The following is a 21,974-nucleotide window of genomic DNA, read 5'->3' on the forward strand; positions in this document are numbered from 1 at the left end:
TCATGGATCACGAAATCTTCCTGCGATTAACATACCCGGTCAGTATCAACGTCAATGCGCCGTCTCCCGTCACATTGCAGGCCGTGCCGAAACTGTCCTGGAGTGCAAAGATCGTCAGCATCAGTGCGGTTCCCATCTCATCAAAACCTAGTACCCCGGTAATTAGTCCGAGTGAGGCCATCACGGTTCCCCCCGGTACCCCCGGTGCGCCGACAGCAAAAATACCGAGAAGCAGGCAAAACAGAACCATGGTCTCCACAGAAGGCAGATGTCCATAGAGGATACCGGAGACGGTCATTACAAAAAAGACTTCGGTCAGTACGGATCCACAGAGATGAATATTCGCAAACAGAGGAATCCCGAAATCTACCATGTCACTCCGCAGAGGAGGTTCTGATTTTTTGGCACACTTCAAGGCAATGCCCAATGTCGCGGCAGAGGACATGGTTCCAACGGCGGTGAGATATGCGGGGCCATAGTTTTTCAATACATGCAGTGGATTTTTTCCGGAATACAGACCGCCGATCACATACAGCAGCGCCAGCCACAGATAATGACCCAGTATTACGATCAGGACCACCTGGAGAAATACCGGCAGTTGCCTGGTAATCGTACCCTCGTATGAAAGTGCACAGAATGTCAGAGCGATGTAAAACGGCAAAACAGGGATGATGATCTTAGTGACTATCATCAGAACGATCTGCCGGAATTCTTCGAGTATATTTGAAATTGCAGCCGCTCTTGTCCATGCAGCTGCAAGTCCCAGCATCATGGACAACACCAGGGCGCTCATAACCGGCATAATCTGCGGAATGTCCAGCTGAAATACCACCTCAGGCAGTTCTTTTAAGCCTTCTACCTCCGATACGATAGACAGATGAGGGAGCAGCCCGTAGCCGGCTGCCATGGAGAATAAAGCAGCTCCAATGGAGGAGAGATAGGCGATCGTTACAGCCAGCCCCAGCAGCCTTGTGGCATTTTGCCCAAGTTGCGTAATAGCAGGGGCAATAAACCCCAGAATGATGAGCGGCACACAGAATACAATCAGCTGATTCAAAATGTATTGGATGGTAACGACAAAATTCATCCAGGTTTCACTGGCTGTCAATCCGAGAATGATTCCGATAGCCACACCGATTACCAGCCTGACCGGCAGACTTGTTATAAATTTTTTCATGCTGTCCTTCTCCTGTATTATAATATATGAAAACTTTCGTCTGTTCTTAGCATATCCAATAATTTGTTTTTCAGTAATGTCAATCAAAAAACCATCTGAACTTACGGAAAATTCCGCAGTATCCAGATGGTTTGGCTGTTTTAAAATTATACGGCAATCCGTCCGAAGTTCTTCAGAAAACAGACGTTATCAAGTGCCTTGGAAGCCATCCACCAGTTTTCACTGATGGCAAACTCTTTTGCATACATTTCTCCCAGATCATACCAGCTCCATGTGATGTTCCACACCCCGCCCGGAGTTCGTGTATCGATCAGATAATCTAATTCTTTTTTTACGATATCTTTATTTTTTTTATACAGAGGGCTGTCTGGACCCCAGATGAATTCAGAAGGTCTCGGTGTATAAAATGCCCATTTCTCCTGATTGCGCTCGATCGAACTGTCTACTGCCTCTGTGATGCGTTCCATCAAAGAATCGCATGCAAAAGAGGCGTAAAGTCCGCACTGTATGAGGTCTCCCAGCAGCCTCCATACTGCGGCAGCTCCCATCTCCCCAAATTCACTGGTGCCTGCCGCCTTTTTCAGAATCATTTCTGTATAGGATCGGGCTCTGTTATATAATGATGATTTCCGGCTGTCGTAAAGCAGAATAAACGCACAGATACTGGCAGTAATTCCCATACTCTGGATGTTGTTGGACTCTTCACTGTAAGTCCACCAGGGGGCACGAGGGCATTCGCTGTTGGAGGGAATACAAAAATGCCAGCCTTCCCCGTCGCAGTGCACACGGCTTTCCAGATAACGGAATATTCCCTGGACGATCGGGTGCCTGTCCCCTTCCTGTTCCATAAATCCGGTTTTCCGCAGCATTCCCATCGCGATCATCGTTGCGTATGGAGACGATTCCCTGTTCCAGCAGTCAGGCTCGATGCCATTTCCAAATCCGCCGTCCTCGTTCTGGTAGCAGGCCAGAGCATCAATGATATCTTCTCTCTGGCCGTCTTCAAAATAATATTTCCAAAGCGCCAGATCCAGAGGACGCGCATTTCGGAGTACCCAGCAGCGGATTTCCTGATAATCTTGTTGTGTAAGCATTTTCATAACTGTTATCCTCCAATCTTATTTGCCAATATCCGACCATAAAACCTGGATTCATGATCGACATTCGCCTTTCGTCAAACGTGCAGGCACGCTTTCCTCACTGACACTCAGTATATCACAAGGCAAAAACCTGTTATTGCAAAAAATCGACATGATCATTTACTTTGAAGAGCGATTATTTTTGCTTCTTTTGGCGTTACACCATGAAAACGCTTGAATTCATTCAGAAGATGGGACTGGTCTGTATATCCATAGCGGAATACGGCGTCCTGTACATCAAAATGCGGGGATAAGGCCATGTCCTTCCAGACATTTTGATAGCGGACCAGATTGGCAATCCGTTTGATCGGCAGACCGATCTCACGCAGAAACAGACGTTCCATCTGACGCTGGCTGACACAGCTGTATGTACAGATATCATCAATGGAGGTCCTTCCGGATGTGGCCAGTATCCGGTGGATGGAATTTAACAGATTGGGATTTTCCCTGATTTCATTCAGCTTATCCAGCAGAAACAGCTCTACACAGTCGATATACTGATTTATGCCTTTCAGATAAAAAAACTGTTCGAATAGTGCATTCCATCCAGGACCCAATGCTTCCAGTCCGATCAGCTGATTTCTGGTTTCCTTAAAATCCAGGTCCATAAACAAGTGTGCTGACCAGAAATGAAAACGGACGGCAAAACAGGTGACCTGACCTTTTGACGTCTTTTGAACCGAACAATACGGGCGGTCCTGCATGCCGCAGAGATATCCGGTAATCTGCTGAGCCGTGTGGTTTATGTTTATTATGATATCCATGCAGGTATCAGGTATCACGAGCACTTCTTTTGCATCCGCTGAATCTTCTGCACAACCATCCAAGGCTGACCAGTAGCAGGCGATATACGAGCGCAGAGCAGCACAGGGCTGATATTCTCTGTAGGTATGATTCGACAGAAATGGCCGGGAGGTTATTGGATGATAGATCGTATGAAATTTAAGCATGTAGTCTTCCTTTTATATCTTATTCTATGGTTATCTCCAGCTGGCTTAATAAATTTATGGCTTCAGGGAATGAAAACTTCGCTCCCTTCAACTGGTTTGTCGTTATATCGATCTGATAACCTTCTGCCTCTCTGAAATCTGCTTTTTGGATATCACACTTTAATATCTGAGTAGCTGTCAGCCGGCAGTCACTAAAGTTACTTTCCGACAGATTACACTCTTATATTTCAAAAAGCAGTTATTCAGACTGCGGATTGGTTCAAAAATCTGTCCCACAGGGAAAAATTCAGCCCAGTGTATTCCGATCAGATTACAGTCCGCAAACTCTGAGTGCCTCATGTCCGAATACTTCGTCCGTGGACTGATGATGGTACACTTGTTAAACTGACAGTCGATAAATTTGCATCTTATGGTTTTGCAGTCTTCAAATGCACAGTTATCGAATACACAATCCATGAATTCACACCCGTCAATTGTCTCTTCTGTTATCTTCAGGTCTTTAAATACCTGATTTTCGTATCTTTCGTTGTTCATTCTCTACTCTTTCTATTAAAGTTTCAGATCGCTCTGTGCAGGTCCGTTTACGAGTGCCCCGTCTTTTGTAAAGCGGGATCCGTGGCATGGGCATTCCAGCATCTCCTCATCCGGATTCCACTCAAGACGGCAGCCCATGTGTGTGCATACTTTTTTCTCGGATGTAGGCAGGATTCCTTTTCCCAGTCCAGCAGCCGCGTGAAGCCCATTTTTGATAAATTCCTGCACTGCGGTTCCCGTAATCCGCCTCTGAGGTGCAAACACTTCGCAGTCCGGATTTTCCTGTCCTGTGATCAGATCAGTCAGAAGGCGCGCGCTGACCATTGAACTTGTCATCCCCCATTTTTCAAATCCAGTCGCAACATACCAGTTGGGACGCTTGCCGGAGAATTGTCCGATATATGGTATCCTGTCAAGCGTCATACAGTCCTGTGCTGACCAGCGCGCGGTTTCGGTACTGCCCTTCCAATAATGCTGCGCCTGTTCTTTCAGGGTTTCATATCTTCCACCCTCATAATTGCTTCCCGTACGATGCCCGGCGCCTCCCACGAGGAGCTGATCCTCGTAATTCCTGAAGGATAGACTGCCCGGTTCTATGCCGTAATACATACCGTCCATCTGTTCTGCTCCCGAGAGCGCGATCACGTAACTCTTATCCTGATGCATCCTGGAAAAGTAATATCCGGGGACATTGAGAAATGGATAGTGACACGCAAAGATCACATAATCTGCAGTGACCATACCGCGGTCAGTCTGGATTTTGCCGTCGTCAGCTGATAACACCCTTGTCTTCTCATAGATTTCAAGCTTAGAACTTAAAACCTTTAAAAACTTCAGCGGGTGAAACTGTGCCTGGTCAGGAAAGCGCACAGCGCCCTGGACAGAAAACGGCAGGGAGGTTTCGGTGGTAAACTCTGCCTGTATTCCTGCCTGCTGCGCTGCCAAAGCTTCTGTTTTCAACACGTCATCCCGGCTGCATGAGTACAGATATGCCGGGCAGGTTCTGAAATCACAGGAAATCTTCAGATCTTTGATCATATGAGCATAGTCACGGATGGCTGTCTCATTTGCATGTGCATACTGCCGTGCCATATTTACTCCAAAGTTCCGGATCAGATAGTCATATTTCATACCGTGCTGTGACGTAATCTTGGCTGTTGTGCTACGGGTCTGACCACTCCCAATGCGGTCGGATTCGAGTACGACACAGCGGACCCCTTTTTTTGCGAGCCGGTATGCGGTCAGTACTCCCGACAACCCGGCCCCGATGATCACAGCCTCTGTCCGCTTATCACTGTCAAGCGGCATTCTCTGTTCTATTGATACGGTACTGCTCCAGATGGATTCCATGTTTTTTCCTGCCTTCCTGCTGTCTTATTCTGTGTATAGGATGCCGGATTTAAAGTCAGTTTATCCATGAAAGACCGATGAAAAACCACCTGAAGATACGAATAGCCGTACGTCAGGTGGTTCATTCAGAGGTTCATACGTTTAATACCGTTTCCTCTTGTTTTTGGATTTTGCAAATTTACGTGCGTTTTTCATTCCGCCTGCATCACGAAACATTTCATTGAGTTTCAGCGTTTCAATCTGCCGGGAACCCAGCCCTTCATATCTCGCCTCTTTTTTCAGCTTTTCGTAACTTTGCAGTCTGTCCGCGGACAGCACTCCATCGTCGATTGCCTGCTGTACCGCGCATCCCGGTTCACTGCTATGTGTACAGTCACGGAAACGGCAGGCTTCAGCAAATTCTTCGATGTCAGAAAACGTTCTCGCCAGATCCGCGCTCTCAAGACCGAGTTCCCGCATACCAGGGGTATCGATCACCATGCCGCCGTTCTTCAGCGGTATCAGCTCACGTCTTGTCGTCGTGTGTCTCCCCTTATCGTCGTTCCTCAGACCGTTCGTATCCAAACGTTCTTCTCCCATCAGACAGTTGATCAGTGTGGATTTTCCAACGCCGGAAGAACCGATAAAAGCAACTGTCTGTCCACCGGTCATATATTGTGCCAGCTGCTCCTGTCCATCCCGGTTAACGGCTGATGTGATGAGAATATCGCTGCCGGGCGCAACGGAATTCACTTCGATCAGTTTTTGCTCCAGATCATCACATAAATCCGATTTCGTCAGAACTGTGACAGGAACAGCACCGCTGTCCCAGCCGATTGCCAGATATCGTTCCAGCCGGCGCAGATTAAAATCATTGTTCAGCGCCATGCATATGAAAACAGTGTCAATGTTGCTTGCGACGATCTGTTCATCGTTCGAAGTCCCCGCTGCTTTCCTGATGAATGCGCTCTTTCTGGACAATACATGGTGGATGACGGCATCCCCGTCCTGGTTCGATTCCCGGTCGAGCATTACAAAGTCTCCGACTGCGGGAAAATCGGTTGGCAGAGATGCTTCATACCGGAATCTGCCGGATACTCTGGCTGTCAGTTCGCCGCCTGTGCACATGACGTGATAAAGGTTTCTGGATTGGGAAAACACCCGTCCGGCATATAGCCCGCCATACAAAGCTGCCTGCTCAGCGAAATTTTCTGTATAGCCTATTTTTTTCATATCTGTTATATTCAATTTTTAATCCTCCTGAAAATTATGGTGTCTGATAACAGTAATTTCCGGAAGGTCTTTGTAATTGCTAGTGTACGCAAACCTTCCGGTTTACTACAAGCTCCGATGTTCTGTTTTTAAACATAAATTTCTCCTTGATATTTTTTAGTGAAACTACCATTATAGAGTATCACAGATATGACAAAAAGGAAACTGGATATTACAGTGAACCTATTTTCATTTTGCTAAAAACGTACTATAATGACTAAAAATGAATGGAGGGGAACGCGTGAATAAATACACAGGTCAGAAATTTATCGCATCATACAGCAGCGGCAAGGACAGCACACTCGCAATATATAAAGCGGTACAGGAAGGCATGGAACCACTTGGGTTAATCATGACGTACAATACAGACCGTGAGATCAGCTGGTTTCACGGCATAAAGCCCGGGGTTATCAAAAAACTGGAAAACTCACTGGCTCTGCCCATCACTCTGATCAGGACAGGCGGTGAAGACTACGAGAAAAATTTTGAGAATGAACTGATCCGAAAAAAAGAAGAAGGGGCTAGGATATGTGTCTTCGGAGATATTGACCTGGCAGAACATCTGGACTGGTGCACCAGAAGATGTGAACACTCCGGATTGTCGGCATATTTCCCCATGTGGCATAATAACCGCAGGGATGTTGTATCAGAGTTTATCAGATCCGGATTTACGACATATATTACGGTTGTGGATACGGAAAGAATGCATTCCTCTTATCTCGGAAAAGTGCTGTCTGAAGAACTGGTAGCATCCATGGAAGCAGATGGAATTGATGCATGTGGTGAAAATGGTGAGTTCCATACATTTGTAACGAATGGTCCGCTGTTTAAATCCCCGCTGGATATCAGGTTCTCGGACCCGGTCCCGCGGGGAAAATATCTGACACTTGAAATAGAATAACTCTAGTCCCCGGGAGTATCTTTTACATATTGAGATTCATACTCTTCTGCAGGGATCGGCCTGCTGAAATAAAAGCCCTGCATGACTTCGACGCCGCAGGATTTCAGCAGTGCCAGCTGTTCTTCACTTTCAATGCCTTCAGCAACCACCCTTGTTCCCAGTTTGGCACATAATTCAACAATTGACTTCACAATCGACTGAGCCCTTTTATTATCTGTCAGATTGCTTACCATACTCTTATCCAGTTTCAGGACGTCAAATGCCACTGATGAAAGGAGTTCAAGATTTGCGTACTCCGTCCCGAAGTCATCAAGAGCCACATTAAAACCTGCCCGCTGAAGTTCACTGGTCAGGACAGAAATATCAATTCCTTCAACTTCGCAGACGCTTTCTGTAACCTCTATCTCAAGAAGGCCGGGAGATACGCCGTACTTTTTGCAGATGTCAGTCAGATGCTCGACAAAAGAAAGCTGCGCGAGTGAAAAGCGCGAGAAGTTGACCGAAACGGGAAACAGGATTTTACTCTGATCCGCCCAGCTGCTGATCCGCGCACAGACGAATTCAAACACATAAAAGTCCAGCTTGCTGATCAGCTGTGTTTCCTCAAGCAGAGGAAGGAAGCTTGCCGGCATCAGAAGTGACTCCTCTTTTGGCTGATAGCGGATCAGCGCTTCAGCGCCTACCATCGTATAGTCGCTGGAGGATACTTTCGGCTGCAGGTATACAACAAAATGGTTGCTGTGGATCTCCTGCTGCAGAACGTGAGGATCCGCAAGGCGAAGCACTTCATCGCTGTGATGGCGATAGCGGTTGGACGTTGAATGTTTCCGGTAATACTCTTTTTTGTCTTCGTACATTTTAGCATCGGCATCTGAGATCAGATGTTGAATGTCCTCATACTCTTCTGCCCATTTTGCACCGATCGCCGCATGAATCAGCTCGTCGCGCTGGAAAGAAAGCCTTAGTTTGCGAACGCTATATTCAAACTGGTCGCGGGGCATATGCTGACAGATGATCACGAACTCATCACCTCCGATTCGGTAGAACTGTCCATGTTCGAAAACCTGTTTCATGCGATTAGCACTTTCGGCGAGTATTTGATCGCCAAACGCATGTCCATGACGGTCGTTGATATCCTTCAGACCATTGATGTCCAGATAGATGATGCCTACCGGATGCCTGCTCTCTTTCAGTGCTTCCACATCTTTGATATAACGGTTCCGGTTATAAAATGAGGTCAGCATATCGTGATAACTCAGTAGCGAGAGCTGCGTTTCATTTTCCGAGCGGCGTTTCGCCAGCAACAGAAAATAACAGAGTGTCTGCAGCAGCGGGCCAATATTCTGCATCTTATCTGCAGGCGGATTGTCAACGCCGATACATCCTTCCAGTTTGCCGTCGTGTTCCAAAGGGGCGACCACGAGACTTTTAATATCCTGTTCTTTCAGGACGTGGTATTCTGCCGGTGAACTCTCCCTGATCAGTTCGATATTCTCGATCTCCACGCATCCCTTTGTTTCAAAATAAGGATACCAGCGTTCCATGAGGGACAGCGGCACTGCCTGCAGAAAGTCTTTCTGCGGTGCCACATGATCGGCACACCACTCATAATCATTGTAAAGCAGATCATCCCTGATATTCAGGATATAGGAACGTTCTGCAGAGAGAAATATCCCCAGATGTGCAAGGACCTGGCTGACGGCAACAGCAAAGTCGTGCTCCTGATAAAGTGTGCGAACACATTCCATCACCATTTTTTCCGCATCTAACATATATTTCAACTGAATTTTTTCGTTTTCGGACTCTGTGGTATCAAAGGCGATCTCCATCCGGGCATTTCTGCCGTCCCATTCAATCAGACGGTCTTTCAGCAGATAGTGCCGGCCTATAATCGGATTCGTGTATTCCCAGGTATAGATTTCACCTTCCCTCAGCAGGTGGTTCGTGCAGAATGGACATGGGGCGTCCATTCCCTGCAGAACCTTATAGCATTTCATACCAGGCTGAAACTCATTCACATGAAAATTGCGCTGTCCGGCCTCATTTAAAAACAGTAAATCGTAGTTTTCTATATCTGCCACGTACAGAAGCTCAGAAATATCGTTCATGGGTGCCTGCAGCTGTTTTGACATGGTTGAAAGATACTCACTCTTTCTCCTGTTTTCGTCTTCCGCCTTCTTTAATGCCAGTTGCCGTTTATTCTGAGCTGCAGTGAACCATGCCGTGATCAGAGCCGCCGCAACGCAGATTACAGTAAGCACCAGAAGTCCTATGGCAGCCTGCTGTACAACACGCTCGGAATACTTTTCTGCAGCCGCAACCGTATCGTTGGCAAGCGTAAAATACTCCTCGCTGCTTTCAAAAAGATGTGCACTGTTCTCTCCTGCACGTACGTCCGATATCTCGTTTTTGATATCCTCCCACTTCTCCCGCTGAGCTGCCATACATGCCTGAAAATCCCTGCTGTCCAATTTGATCAGGTTATTTTCACCCTCGCCCGTCATCAGTTCAGCAATGATGCCGTCCAGCTGTTCGATGAGATCATCGTTCGGCCGGTGTAACAGCTCCTGCTTGATTAGTCTTTGTGTTGCTCCCCGCACAACACCGGCATAATTGATCACGCGTGCATTTCCCTGAAGCCGGTAAATGGATGTAATTGCCAGGATCCCGGAACAAATGAAAGCCAGTGACAATAAAATGGGGATGCGTTTCTTCTGCATAATTTAATCTGAAAGCCTCCAATATATAATCTTAAAATCTTCAGTATGTTATAAGTCTGATTATACCACAGACTAACAATTAATGAAATTGTTTTTATATTGACTTACAATTTTAAAGGAGACAAGTTAAGATGAGAGCATCCTGTTTTTCAGATATTCAGCTGTACCGTCTTCCTTGATCCTCAGCGTTACCTCATGGGAGAACGAACAGTCCGTTCCATTTTCTTTCGAGACAGCGTCAACAGTTAAGGTCACGCTGCCATCAGAATTTTCAGCAGTCTTCACAACTTCCGGAAATGGGGGAAATGCAAGCTGCTTTGTGCCGCACCCCACCTGATTCCACACATATGAGGAAGAACCAGCCTGATATTCCGGAAGCGCTTTCAGCTGCTGCGCGGTAACCGGCAGATGCGGGATAAAGGTTTCTTCAAATACCGCCTCCGGGATATCGTTCGGAAAATCCTCTTCTGTCGGCCATCTGCCGGTATTCATCTGGTAAAAAGCGGGAAACAGTCCAGAAAGATTAAGCTGAGTGACGGTATCTGCACTCCAGTCAGTATAAAGCAGATTACTGCAGGCATATCCGATCGGCAGAATATACGTTTCTCCAAACTTCCGGCATTCCTCTGACAGCGGCAGAACACGGACAAGAGAGTGCATGTCCATCTCCTGATTGATGGACTTTGCCTTCTCCGTGATCAGCCAGCCTTTTTCCGTATATTTCCAATCGTACACCTGATAGCACTGCTGGTAATAAACGTGAGGTTCATTCGTTTCGGTCCAGTCCGCCCTTGTGTTGATGATGGTCAATATGCCTTCTGAAAAAGAAAGCGCATACCGGGACAGGCCTCCGCTGGAAAGCACTGTATAATATTCAGCGGTGACGGCTTCCCCATCCGCTGCCCGTCTCAGACACTCATCAAGTTTCTGGTAATTGAGAAGATTACAGTCAAAATAACTGCAGCTGACAGGATAGCCATTCTCACCCAGACGATTTACAATCTGATGAATTGTCTTTGTATCAAGCACGATATTGGAAGCTGTGCCTTTATCTGCCTTTGCATAGAGATCAGCGTACCGTTCTGCTCCCTGCATACAGAGCCGGAGTTCCTCGTCTTTTTTTACGCCTTTGAGGGGAAGTTCTTTAATCCGTGTCTCATCTTCTGTTTCAGTTTTGCCTAAGTCCTGCTGTTGTTCTTCGCCTGCTGAGGGGCTGTCAGTACGGCAGCCACTGAAAGACATGGAAAAAACACATAATACAATTACAAGAAATATTTTTCGTGTCATAATCATTATCCTTTCAACTGTTCCATGGGTAGGAGTACACCACGACAGAATCATTAAGCAAAAAAGGATGCACAGGCATCCTTTAAAGTGATGATTCGTCTAAGACTATCGTAAACGGACCGTCATTGACAAGTGAGACTTTCATATCTGCCCCAAAGCTTCCGCTCTCAACGACGGGCACGCTCTCTCTTGCCTTTTTGATCATATATTCATAGAGCGGCTCCGCGATCTGAGGGGCACCCGCCTCTATGAAGCTGGGGCGGTTTCCCTTTTTGCAGTTTGCATAGAGGGTGAACTGCGAGATCATAAGAAGTTCGCCGCCGACATCTCCAAGTGACAGGTTCGTTTTTCCGTTCTCATCCTCGAAGATACGCAGGGAAATCAGCTTTTTCAGATATCGGTCTGCCATCTCACGGGTGTCCTGACCGGAAATCCCGATGAGAACAAGAAGTCCCTTTGAAATGCTGCCGATCACTTCTCCGTCCACCGTTACCTTTGCCTCATTTACACGCTGTATGACGAGTCTCATGAATCTTCATCCTCCTGATCTGTTTCTTTCTTTTTCTGTTCATTCTCCGGCACATCGGTATCTTTTCTCCTGGCTTTGCTGAATGGCTTTGAATCATCAGTCCCCATCGTATTCTGAAACACGGGTTCATGTGTTTCCTGATCCAGATGGTCGATATTCCGGTATGATGTCACATCTTCCGGAAGCTTTTTCTTTTTTAACCTCTCCTGGATCCGGTCACCAATGATCGTGCATATGACCGCACAGACAGGAACGCCCACGAACATACCGAAGACACCGAATAATCCCCCTCCGACCAGAATAGCGACGATGACCATGAAGCTTGACAGTCCGGTTGTATCACCAAGAATTTTGGGTCCGAGAAAATTCCCGTCAAACTGCTGAAGCACCAGAATAAAAATAATAAAATAAAGGCACTGCAGCGGATTGATCAGCAGAATGAGAAATGCTGACGGCACTGCACCGATATACGGCCCGAAGAATGGGATCACATTTGTGATTCCGATGATCACACTGATCAGCATCGTATACGGCAGTTTCAGGACACTCATGCCGATATAACAGAGAAGTCCGATGATTATGGAATCGACGATCTTACCGACAACAAACCCGCCAAAAGTCCGGTCTACAAACTGCAGGTCCCTGATCGTACGGTTTGCATTTTCAGGTGTGCTGCGAAGGGCGTACAGAAACTGTTTCCCACGTGCGATAAAAGTTTCTTTACCGTACAGCATATAAATTGAAATCATAGCACCGATCAAAAAATTCTTGAGAAATATCAGGACATCATAGACACCGGTAGAAAAATTCCTGACGATCTCGTTGACCTGCGGGAGGAGATCCTGGTTCAGCCACGTCTCCGCTTTATCGGAGATCGTCGTAAACAGGCTGAGAGAATACGCTTCCAGATCGGGATTATCCTTCAAAAGATCTGTCACCCACGTCTCCGCCGTCCTGATATAGCGCGGAAAGTTTTCTACAATGTTGGTGATACTTTTGATAAGTTCCGGAACCATCATTGCGATCAAACCGTAGATGACCAGGAAGAGAAGAAGGATTACGAAAATCACACAGATCATCCGCACCACTTTCTTCAGCCGTTCCGTAAGCTTCCGGCCTGTCTTTTCAATTAACCTGAAAAAGACCTGTTCTTCCAGAAAACGGACGAGCGGATTCAGAATATAGGCAATGGCTGCGCCGTAAATCAGCGGCTGCAGAATGCTGTATACTTTATTGAACAGTGATTTTAAGGAATCGACATGAAAGATGCCGAAATAGAAAAGCATGGCGGCAGCAAGAACAACAAATGCTGTTGCGCCCCAGTATAAGTATTTTTTGTCCCAACGAAATTTCATATGATGCACCTGCTTTTAGTTAGTTTTACTGTTACTATTCACAGCCACCACCCACATGCGCATTCGTCGCCTCTTTGAGGCTCCAGTCTCGCTCCTTACGGAGCTAAGACTGCTTATGTGGGTGGAGTTCCTGCTTCGCAGGCTTGATATGGATATATAGACAGACTCGTCATGCTTGCATGTAAGGGATGACTGTACATCCATATCAGCTGTGAATAGTAACGTTTTTCTTATCATATCATAGTTTATCTGCTTTTTGGCATAGATATCATTAAATTTTTATAGTATAATTATTTTCATGCAATTTTACAAAGAGGAGGATCTTATGAAATTACAGCAATTGCTCAGTTATACGCGGAAAGCCGTTGATGAATATCAGCTGATTGATGAGGGCGATAAGATCGCTGTCGGCATCTCAGGGGGAAAAGACAGCCTGACAATGCTCTATGCACTGCATGGATTGAAGCGTTTTTATCCGAAACATTTTACCATGGAGGCGATCACAGTAGATCTCGGGCATCCGGGCTTTGAACTCGGACGCATTCATAAACTCTGTGAAACGCTGGAAGTACCATACACGGTTGTGCATACGGATATTGCGAAAATTATTTTTGAAGAGCGAAAGGAGTCCAATCCCTGTTCACTCTGTGCAAAGATGCGTAAAGGTGCACTCAACGAAGCGATTAAAAAAACAGGCTGCAATAAAGTTGCATACGCTCATCATAAGGACGATATTATAGAAACCATGCTGCTCTCACTGATTTTTGAGGGACGTTTCCATTCATTTTCACCAAAGACGTACCTGGACAGAATGGACCTGACCGTTATACGCCCGCTGATGTTTGTCGATGAAATGGATATCCGGGGCTTTCAGAAACGGTATGAGCTTCCGGTAGAAAAGAGTCCGTGTCCCGCAGACGGATATACGAAACGGGAGTATGCCAAAAACCTTGTGAAACAGCTGACAACAGAAAATCCGGGGGCCAGAGAGAGAATGTTTTCCGCAGTATTGAACGGAAATATCCCCGGCTGGCCTCCCCGGATTAAAAAATCATGATCTGATCAGCGTTTTTCTTTTTCCACAATCGCGCGTTTGATAAGTTCAATCGTGCCCTCAATGCCAAAGAGACCGCTGTCAATACTCATATTGTAGCTTCCGGCATCGCCCCACTTTTTGCTGCTGTAGTAATTATAGTAGCTGGCACGTTTTTTATCTATCTTGGTGATTTTATCTTTGGCCTTGGAATCCGTCAGATCATACTTAGCGGCGATCTTGCGGATTCTTTTTTTAAGGTCAGCATGGATAAAGACACTCAGACAGTTGTCACGCTCCTCCAGCGCATAATCGGCACACCTCCCGACAAGTACGCAGGGACCTTCATCAGCGATCGCTTTAATCGCATTAAACTGTGCCAGAAAGACCTTCTGGTTGATCGGCATGTCAGAAAACGCTGCTGAGGTATAACCGAAAGAATAAGTATCCATGACCAGTGAGTAAAGAAAACTATTTGTCGGTTTTTCATCATGATTTTCGAAAAGCTCTTCACAGATTCCACTGTCTTTTGCTGCCCTTGACAGCAATTCTTTATCATAGTAAGGAATTCCGAGGTCTTCTGCCAGTCGCTTGCCGATCTCTCTGCCGCCGCTTCCGTACTGTCTTCCGATTGTAACAATAGTATTTGTTTTCATATCGATACACTTCCTTCCCCTGTGATGCATGTAGTGATTATTTGTAACTGTTCAGGATGGCGCAGCTTTCTGCACCAATTTCCCCGCCGTCCTGAACTGTTACGATTATTTTTATATTATACTACATTTCCCACAAAAAGTACAATTATTTATCTGAATTTTTGTAACAATTCATTAAAATATTCTGGAATAGGCGCTGTAAACTCCATGTATTTCTCTGTGATGGGATGACGAAATCCCAAAACCATGGCGTGCAGGCATTGCCCCTGAAGATGATATGGACATTTTGCCGGGCCATACACCGCGTCACCCAGAAGGGGATGTCCGATACTTGCCATATGCACCCGGATCTGATGTGTACGTCCGGTCTCAAGACGGCATTCAATGTAGGTATACTGACCGAAACGTTCCAGTACGCGGTAATGGGTAACTGCGGTTTTTCCGTTCTTATGATTGATCGCCATACGTTTTCGGTCAGTTGGGTGACGCCCGATCGGTCCCTCGACAGTACCGATATCATCTTTGATATTATGGAGCACGATCGCACGGTATCGCCTTGTGATCGTATGTTCCTGCAGCTGTAAAGCCAGTGACTGGTGTGCCAGATCTGTCTTACATACGACAAGTGCACCGGTCGTGTCCATATCGATTCGATGAACGATCCCCGGACGAAGCACCCCGTTGATTCCGCTTAAACTATCCCCGCAATGGTAAAGCAGGGCGTTTACGAGCGTCTGGCTGTAATGTCCGGCAGACGGATGTACAACCATACCTTTCGCTTTATTTACAACAAGAAGCTGGTCATCCTCATAAAGAATATCAAGAGGGATGTCTTCCGCTGCAATGTCCGGCTGCATATCATCCGGAATTGTGATACGAATGCAGTCACCCGACTGAAGCCTGTAATTTGACTTCTGACTACCTTCGTTTACCGCTACCGCCCCGTCTTTGATCAGTTTTTGTAAATAAGACCGGGAAATATCTTTCAGCTGTTCTGAAAGATATTTATCCAGTCTCAGATTTTTTTCATACTCCCTTACTGTTAAGTTAAAAATTTCCATAAGCTACTGTCCGTTCTTCTTTTTGAAAGTCAGAAAGGTAAAATCTTCTTCCCTGTAGAAAAAAATAAGGTATATAAATAATAACACAGCGGAAACTGTGACATAGATATCCGCTACGTTAAAAACAGGAAAATCTATGGCGGAGACATATACGAAATCCACCACGTATTTCAGACGGATACGGTCTATCAGGTTGCCGAAGGCTCCGGCGACAAGTACAACCGTGATGAGGTTCAGTGGAACATAATGTTTTGTTTTCGGAATTACAGCATAGGCGTAAACAGCAAAAGCCAGGAACAGCAGGCATAAAATGATAAATATCCATTGCTGGTTCTGAAGTACCCCGAAAGCTGCACCCCTGTTTTCAAGATAGTGCAGCTGAAGGATATTCGGTATCAGAATAATGTCTTCCTGTCCGGCCAGATGCGTAACTGCCAGGTGTTTTGTCCATTGATCCAGACCCAAAAGGATGCATACAGATACCAGACCGGTGATCCAGTAAATTACCCCGTGTTTTTTTTCTGCCATTTACTACTCTCCCTGTATATAACCGATTGCTGCTTTCATCTCATCATCGGTCACAGTCTTGTCGATCACAGCGTGTCCCAGAGGATTCAGCAGAATAAATTTGATTTTTCCCTGTTCCATTTTTTTATCCGACCGTGTTGCACATAAAACTTCTTCTGAAGTCAGACCTTCAAAACGGCATGGCAGGCCAAACATCTGATTGCCATGTTCGATCATTTTCAGTGCATCGCTGCCAATCAGACCGCGCTCTTTGGAAATATATGCGGCTGCGACTGTGCCCAGTGCAACGCATTGACCATGAAGCATTTCAAAATGTTTTAGCTTTTCGACAGCATGGCCTATGGTATGGCCAAGATTTAAGACGGCACGTTCCCCCTGCTCCGTAGGATCATGCTCAACAACCGTCTTTTTAATCAGACAGCTGCCCTTTATCATCCTGACCAGTGCTTCATCTTCCCGCGCAAGCAGTTCCGTGCTGTGTGCCAGCGTCCAATCATAATAAGACAGGTCCCGTATCAGCCCGGACTTTAAGACTTCGCCCATACCGCAGGAAAACTGTACATCCGGAAGTGAATGCAGGGTTTCCATGCTCATATAGACCAGACGAGGCTGATGGAATGCTCCGACCATATTTTTAAAACAGTCGAAGTCAACACCTGTTTTCCCACCCACACTGCTGTCCACCTGTGACAACAGTGTGGTGGGTATCTGAATGAAATCTATGCCGCGCAGATACGTGGCTGCCGTAAAGCCCGTCAGATCTCCCACAACACCGCCGCCGAGGGCGATCAGTATATCCTTACGTTCATAGTGTTCTTCGATCAGATGCGTATAAAGTTTCTTTACCGTATCCAGTGTTTTCTGCGCCTCACCCGACGGAAAGACAAAAGATGTAACTGTTTCAAAAAGAGGGGATAGCTGTCTGCTCACCGCATCCAAATAGAGTGGGCCTACCGTACTGTCTGTGACAATACAGGCTTTTCTGCTCATAAGAGAGAGTTTCTCCACAGCGTTCCCAAGGCCCTCAAAGGTGTTGTGCCATTCTATATCATAGGTAAACTCACCCGCACGTTTTACAGTCATCCGATGTTCCATATGTTTCCTCCTAGCTGTAACGGCTGATCGATACGAGACAGCGTCCTTTTTTAGTCTTCGATACGACGCCCGAAAACCGGAATTTTCCATATCCGCGGACAGATATGACGTCGCCTTCCTTCAGCGTGCAGCCGTTTGATGTGACCATTCTTCCGTTAACAAATATTTTTCCACCTTCGATAAGCGGTACCATCCTGCTCCTTGAACTTTGAAATGCAAGAGAGATCAGTGCATCCAGTCGTACGGAGGCAACGGTTCCTTTTATCTCCTGGAAATTTCTGGTGGCTGCCGGCTCCATGGTTTCACTCCGAACTGCTGTGACGGCAGTTCGGCGGACACGTATCATCTCCTGTATTATGAACTGGCTCATATGGTCAATACAGTACAGGTACGCTGAGCTTTCATCGATCAGGAGATCACCCAGCATGCCTCTGTCAATTCCCAGATTCAAAAGTGCCCCGAGGTAATCGCGGTGTGACAGTGGTTCCGCAAACCGTCCGTCCCTCGGGCGGATGTGCAGGCAGCAGATGGGATATTCCCATTCATAAGAAAGAGCATCAGGAATAAAAGCTGTTATCTGACGCTCTGACATATCATAGCCCCCAAAGCCTGCATGTGTTACGCCTGCAAGCTCTCTGGTAAGGCTGTTGACTATATGCTGTTCATTCAAGTCCAGGAAATCCGTGAACGTTACAATATCCCGTTCATAAGCCATCCGTGCCAGATCCTGGATTCTTTTTCTGAAATGTTCTTCCTTTTGCATAGTACGGATTAAAAATTAGTGCGCATGGACGGAATGTCAAATGCACCGCTCAAAATCTCCTGAATATCTCCTGACACTTCCACATTATCCGGCGTCAGGATAAAGATATAGCTGGATATCTTCTGCAGACCGCCGCCGATAGAATAACAGGAACCGGAAGAAAAGTCAATGATACGCTGTGCAACTTCCACATCGATGCCTTCCAGGTTCAGAACAACGGTACAGTGTGCAATCAGCGTATCTGCAATATCTCTTGTATCTTCCATCGAGCTTGGTTTGATCACACATACTTCCATTGAAGAACCTCCTGTTTTTTTACGCATCGGCGTAATTTTTGAAGAAGACTGTTTTGCTGACTGCTTTGAAGACTTTGGCTGTTTTACAGCAGCAGCCTCAGACATTTTCTTTGTTGTCCTGGGTTTATCGAATGGGTCGTCCAGATCATCGTAGTCGTCCAGATCGTCATCATTTTTTTTGAAAAACCGGCGTTTTTGTTTTGGTTCATCTTCTATATCTTCTATATCATCATCAAAAAATTCATCGTCATCATCGTAATCATCATTTAAACGAATTGCATCCAGAAACTTGTCTAATACTCCCATTATGATCTCCTATCTACTTATCCATGGTTTTTGGTGAATAATCCCGCTCTCCGAAGATTCCTGTTCCGACGCGAACCATCGTTGCTCCCTCTTCGATCGCTACTTCATAATCGTTTGTCATCCCCATGCTCAGAATATTCACATTAACATTATTAATGTTTTTCTCCATTATGTCAACACTTAATTGTTTTAATTTCCGGAATACCGGGCGGTTTTCCTCCGGATCATCGACAAATGGAGCGATCGTCATGAGACCTTCTATCCGAATGTTCGGCAGTTTTGCAGCTTCCTCAACAAGTGCAACTACTTCTCCGCAGGCAGTACCGAACTTACTTTCCTCCTGTGCCACATTCACTTCGATCAGCACCGAAACGGTTACCTTTCTTTTCTGAGCCTCAGTGCTTATGGTCTCTGCCAGGCGCAGGGAATCCACAGAATGAATCAATGCCGCCTTATCCACGATATACTTAACCTTGTTGCGCTGGAGATGACCGATCATATGCCAGCGCAGATTTTTGGGAAGGATTTCATATTTACCTGTAAGTTCCTGTACTTTGTTCTCACCGAAATCTACCTGGCCATATTCGATGGCTTCCTGTATCAATTCCACGGGTTTTGTTTTACTGACTGCGATGAGTGTTACTTCCCTGGGATCTCTTGACGCACGCCTGCAGGCCGCTGCAATCTTTTCTTCCACTGCTTTAATGTTTTCCCGTACCATGATATCGCGCTCCTTTTAGTATAATATTTCTTCTTCTTTTACTGTGCTGCTGTCTGAGACAATGTTGTCAAACTGTGCAATTCCGTACGTCGTTCCTGACTCGACGATACAGTATTCTTCATTCTGATCGATGATCACGACTTTCCGGAACACAGCATACCCCTTATTGATACAGTATACGCCCTCCAGAGGCATCGTGTCGCCAATGGTATAGCGTTCTGTTGATTCCGGTTTGATAATGACGTCGCCGTCAGAAAAATCCTCCTGGTCTACATAGTAGAGATCATCCTGCTGAGCATAGACAGTCGCATTGACAAATTCCGATGAGGTTTCTCCACTTTTATTTGTTGTCTCTTTCAGAAAACCGATTTCATCTGATTCTCCTCCGGTCGTCTCATAGCCTTTGGGAATCACATAGAAATCCTTATTTACTATGGAAGAAACTGGTATTTTCAATCCGGTCTTAATGTTGGTCACCAGTTCAATATCGATAAAACGGTCGGACGTATATCTGAGCATTCCTGTTGAAAAATCGATTTTGGCGTAAAAGCGATCATCTTTGGTAACAATCGTAAATTTTCCTGTCTGCGTTACACCGTCTTTCAGGAATTTTACACGGATTGTTTCTCTTCCGGCAAGCTGTACCGTCTGTGTATCAGTCAGCGGGATCATCAGTGACCAGTTTTCGCTGGTAACCAGCTTGTACACATCGTCTCCGACGGACAGCTGATCGGAACTTCTCAGATTTGTTTTCTGATAGGACTTCTGGTTAAAATGATCAGGTTCAATCGTATCCGCAGTCACAGACTCATAACCATCTTTTGTATACTGAACAATGCCGTCTGACGGTGCAAAATTTACCGTCTGGTTTCCGATTGTCTGTGTCGGGGCGACAATGTCTTCCGAATCAGTGCCCTGCTCTGTCACATCGGCCAGTCCTGCATACTGCAGAAGACTTCCCTCCATTTCATACTTAAAGCTGTACGTATCATAAAAATTGTTCGCGTCAAAATTATACGCAAATTTGGCCATGGCTGACCGTATCTGTGTCAGATCTTCTTCTGTCAGCTCAGCTGTGCCTCCGGAAGTCTCTCCATCGCCAATGCCGTACACTGCCCCGGATTTTTTAACCTTGGAGTTCTCACGTACATAGTAAGTTGCATAACCGCCGGTATTGGCCTGTACAAGCTGCTCTGACCGCAGGATCAACGCGGTATACGTCTGGTTTTTTGACAAAGGACCGCTTGTTACCTGATAGGGGGTAATATGCGCTGCAGTCAGATACATGATGATACTGATAACCATATAAATAAATAAAGCTCCGAACAGTATCGTTCCAATATTAAGCGTGGCGGCTTTTTTAAAATCTGAAAGGTGTATGTCCGGGCGTTTCCACTTTTTTTTCTGAGTTGGCAAAATACTGTCTCCTTGTTCTGTAAAAGTCTACATCCATGTTATTTTATCATTTTAGCCGTAAGACCTCAAGATGAAATTTCTCTGTATTTTAACATCACAGAAGAATATTTCTGGCAAAAATGGGCAAACTGTCTTTAAAATACATGCAGACAGGAGGAAATACTATGAATACATCTGGTTTGGATTATACTGCGTTAACGATCGCAATCATCGGTGCTATTAACTGGGGACTGATCGGTTTTTTCAAATTTGATCTGGTCGCATTCATCTGCGGCAATATGTCCTGGATTTCACGCATTATCTATGCGATCGTAGGAATCAGCGGTCTTTATCTGCTGAGCATGTACGGACGTATCGGAAATTCAGCAAAAAACGGATGATCTGACAGTTACATGTTCGCAGGACGGGTTTCCTGAGAAACGAAAAAAGGGGAGATGAAGTACCACTTCATCCCCCTGTATATTTTTTCTTCTACAAAGAAAGAATCACTTTATCTTTTAAGGATTCGCTGATCGTATCATCATTCACAGATATGCTGATAACGAAATTAACGCCGAATCTCTCGCCAATGGCTTCCAATTGAAGAATGGTATCGGTAATATCCTGATCCTCAAGCTGTGCGATCTTCATGAAACTGTCAATATACATCTCTTCCAGATCATGATCCTGTGAAATAATACCACAGATAAAACCTACGAACTCATCACTGTTTTTCAGCGGAAATCCGGATACATCGATCAACCGGATCCTGTTGTTCAGCTCATACATATGCCTCGTACTCTTATCCAAAAATACGATATTGCCATTCGCAGATTTGATTGCCGCATTAACTTTATCCAAAAGCTGCTTAGTCTTACCTTTTCCCTTATCCCCAATAATTAATTGAACCATAGCAGTTTCCTCCTT

The 21,974-nt window shown here is 45.7% G+C and carries 22 protein-coding genes; 3 read left to right on the forward strand and 19 right to left on the reverse strand.

Going from position 1 to position 21,974, the window contains the following annotated elements; genetic code table 11:
* Positions 1–7: 7 nt before the first annotated feature.
* The 6 genes from MCG98_RS12030 to rsgA all read right to left on the reverse strand — a co-directional run bounded on the left by MCG98_RS12030 (position 8) and on the right by rsgA (position 6,362).
* Positions 8–1,177, reverse strand: coding sequence for a dicarboxylate/amino acid:cation symporter (locus MCG98_RS12030; protein WP_240302207.1), 1,170 nt, complete (start codon positions 1,175–1,177; stop codon positions 8–10).
* 146 nt (positions 1,178–1,323) lie between these two features.
* Entirely contained in the window at positions 1,324–2,277 is a 954-nt protein-coding gene (locus MCG98_RS12035; RefSeq protein ID WP_240302208.1) for a hypothetical protein, read from the reverse strand.
* 155 nt (positions 2,278–2,432) lie between these two features.
* A complete protein-coding gene (locus MCG98_RS12040) occupies positions 2,433–3,266 on the reverse strand; it encodes a helix-turn-helix domain-containing protein (RefSeq protein WP_240302209.1) in 834 nt (277 codons plus the stop codon).
* Between the two features lie 177 nt (positions 3,267–3,443).
* Positions 3,444–3,800 carry a pentapeptide repeat-containing protein gene (locus MCG98_RS12045; protein ID WP_240302210.1) on the reverse strand — a complete coding sequence of 119 codons (357 nt, stop codon included), beginning with the start codon at positions 3,798–3,800 and terminating at the stop codon, positions 3,444–3,446.
* Between the two features lie 15 nt (positions 3,801–3,815).
* A complete protein-coding gene (locus tag MCG98_RS12050) occupies positions 3,816–5,150 on the reverse strand; it encodes an FAD-dependent oxidoreductase (protein ID WP_240302211.1) in 1,335 nt (444 codons plus the stop codon).
* 141 nt (positions 5,151–5,291) lie between these two features.
* The gene (rsgA, locus tag MCG98_RS12055; RefSeq protein WP_240303430.1) at positions 5,292–6,362 is read right to left on the reverse strand and encodes a ribosome small subunit-dependent GTPase A; all 1,071 of its coding nucleotides are present in this window, start codon (positions 6,360–6,362) and stop codon (positions 5,292–5,294) included.
* Between the two features lie 280 nt (positions 6,363–6,642).
* Here rsgA and MCG98_RS12060 point away from each other — a divergent pair, with 280 nt between their 5' ends.
* Entirely contained in the window at positions 6,643–7,302 is a 660-nt protein-coding gene (locus MCG98_RS12060) for a diphthine--ammonia ligase (RefSeq protein ID WP_240302212.1), read from the forward strand.
* Positions 7,303–7,304: 2 nt separating this feature from the next.
* Here MCG98_RS12060 and MCG98_RS12065 read toward each other — a convergent pair whose 3' ends face one another.
* The 4 genes from MCG98_RS12065 to MCG98_RS12080 all read right to left on the reverse strand — a co-directional run bounded on the left by MCG98_RS12065 (position 7,305) and on the right by MCG98_RS12080 (position 13,193).
* Entirely contained in the window at positions 7,305–10,022 is a 2,718-nt protein-coding gene (locus MCG98_RS12065) for a bifunctional diguanylate cyclase/phosphodiesterase (protein WP_240302213.1), read from the reverse strand.
* 126 nt (positions 10,023–10,148) lie between these two features.
* Positions 10,149–11,309: a DUF6070 family protein gene (locus tag MCG98_RS12070; RefSeq protein WP_240302214.1), complete on the reverse strand. Its 1,161-nt coding sequence runs from the start codon at positions 11,307–11,309 to the stop codon at positions 10,149–10,151.
* A gap of 82 nt (positions 11,310–11,391) precedes the next feature.
* A complete protein-coding gene (gene dtd, locus MCG98_RS12075) occupies positions 11,392–11,838 on the reverse strand; it encodes a D-aminoacyl-tRNA deacylase (protein WP_240302215.1) in 447 nt (148 codons plus the stop codon).
* On the reverse strand, positions 11,835–13,193 hold the full coding sequence (locus MCG98_RS12080; protein WP_240302216.1) for an AI-2E family transporter: 1,359 nt from the start codon (positions 13,191–13,193) through the stop codon (positions 11,835–11,837). The genes dtd and MCG98_RS12080 overlap by 4 nt, the downstream gene beginning before the upstream one ends.
* Before the next feature lie 325 nt (positions 13,194–13,518).
* Here MCG98_RS12080 and MCG98_RS12085 point away from each other — a divergent pair, with 325 nt between their 5' ends.
* Positions 13,519–14,250, forward strand: coding sequence for an ATP-binding protein (locus MCG98_RS12085; protein WP_240302217.1), 732 nt, complete (start codon positions 13,519–13,521; stop codon positions 14,248–14,250).
* Positions 14,251–14,255: 5 nt separating this feature from the next.
* On the opposite strand, the gene MCG98_RS12090 is transcribed toward MCG98_RS12085, so the two are convergent.
* The 8 genes from MCG98_RS12090 to MCG98_RS12125 all read right to left on the reverse strand — a co-directional run bounded on the left by MCG98_RS12090 (position 14,256) and on the right by MCG98_RS12125 (position 21,068).
* Positions 14,256–14,882 carry a cytidylate kinase-like family protein gene (locus tag MCG98_RS12090; RefSeq protein ID WP_240302218.1) on the reverse strand — a complete coding sequence of 209 codons (627 nt, stop codon included), beginning with the start codon at positions 14,880–14,882 and terminating at the stop codon, positions 14,256–14,258.
* 149 nt (positions 14,883–15,031) lie between these two features.
* Complete coding sequence (locus tag MCG98_RS12095) at positions 15,032–15,943, reverse strand: RluA family pseudouridine synthase (RefSeq protein WP_240302219.1); 912 nt, start codon at positions 15,941–15,943, stop codon at positions 15,032–15,034.
* A 3-nt stretch (positions 15,944–15,946) separates the two neighbouring features.
* Positions 15,947–16,471, reverse strand: a complete 525-nt coding sequence (lspA, locus tag MCG98_RS12100) for a signal peptidase II (protein ID WP_240302220.1) — start codon at positions 16,469–16,471, stop codon at positions 15,947–15,949.
* Between the two features lie 3 nt (positions 16,472–16,474).
* Positions 16,475–17,566: a 3-dehydroquinate synthase gene (gene aroB, locus MCG98_RS12105; RefSeq protein WP_240302221.1), complete on the reverse strand. Its 1,092-nt coding sequence runs from the start codon at positions 17,564–17,566 to the stop codon at positions 16,475–16,477.
* 10 nt (positions 17,567–17,576) lie between these two features.
* The gene (locus MCG98_RS12110) at positions 17,577–18,281 is read right to left on the reverse strand and encodes a YlmH/Sll1252 family protein (protein ID WP_318653883.1); all 705 of its coding nucleotides are present in this window, start codon (positions 18,279–18,281) and stop codon (positions 17,577–17,579) included.
* A 56-nt stretch (positions 18,282–18,337) separates the two neighbouring features.
* The gene (locus MCG98_RS12115; RefSeq protein WP_240286234.1) at positions 18,338–18,931 is read right to left on the reverse strand and encodes a cell division protein SepF; all 594 of its coding nucleotides are present in this window, start codon (positions 18,929–18,931) and stop codon (positions 18,338–18,340) included.
* 13 nt (positions 18,932–18,944) lie between these two features.
* Positions 18,945–19,652, reverse strand: a complete 708-nt coding sequence (locus MCG98_RS12120; protein ID WP_240286232.1) for a YggS family pyridoxal phosphate-dependent enzyme — start codon at positions 19,650–19,652, stop codon at positions 18,945–18,947.
* Positions 19,653–19,667: 15 nt separating this feature from the next.
* Complete coding sequence (locus MCG98_RS12125) at positions 19,668–21,068, reverse strand: HlyD family efflux transporter periplasmic adaptor subunit (protein ID WP_240286230.1); 1,401 nt, start codon at positions 21,066–21,068, stop codon at positions 19,668–19,670.
* Between the two features lie 164 nt (positions 21,069–21,232).
* Here MCG98_RS12125 and MCG98_RS12130 point away from each other — a divergent pair, with 164 nt between their 5' ends.
* Positions 21,233–21,448, forward strand: coding sequence for a DUF378 domain-containing protein (locus tag MCG98_RS12130; RefSeq protein WP_240286228.1), 216 nt, complete (start codon positions 21,233–21,235; stop codon positions 21,446–21,448).
* Between the two features lie 91 nt (positions 21,449–21,539).
* Here the strand turns inward: MCG98_RS12130 and MCG98_RS12135 are convergent, their stop codons facing one another.
* Positions 21,540–21,959: a twitching motility protein PilT gene (locus MCG98_RS12135; protein ID WP_240286226.1), complete on the reverse strand. Its 420-nt coding sequence runs from the start codon at positions 21,957–21,959 to the stop codon at positions 21,540–21,542.
* Between the last annotated feature and the right edge of the window lie 15 nt (positions 21,960–21,974).

The organism is Ruminococcus sp. OA3 (assembly GCF_022440845.1).
Classification (GTDB): Bacteria; Bacillota; Clostridia; order Lachnospirales; family Lachnospiraceae; genus Ruminococcus_G.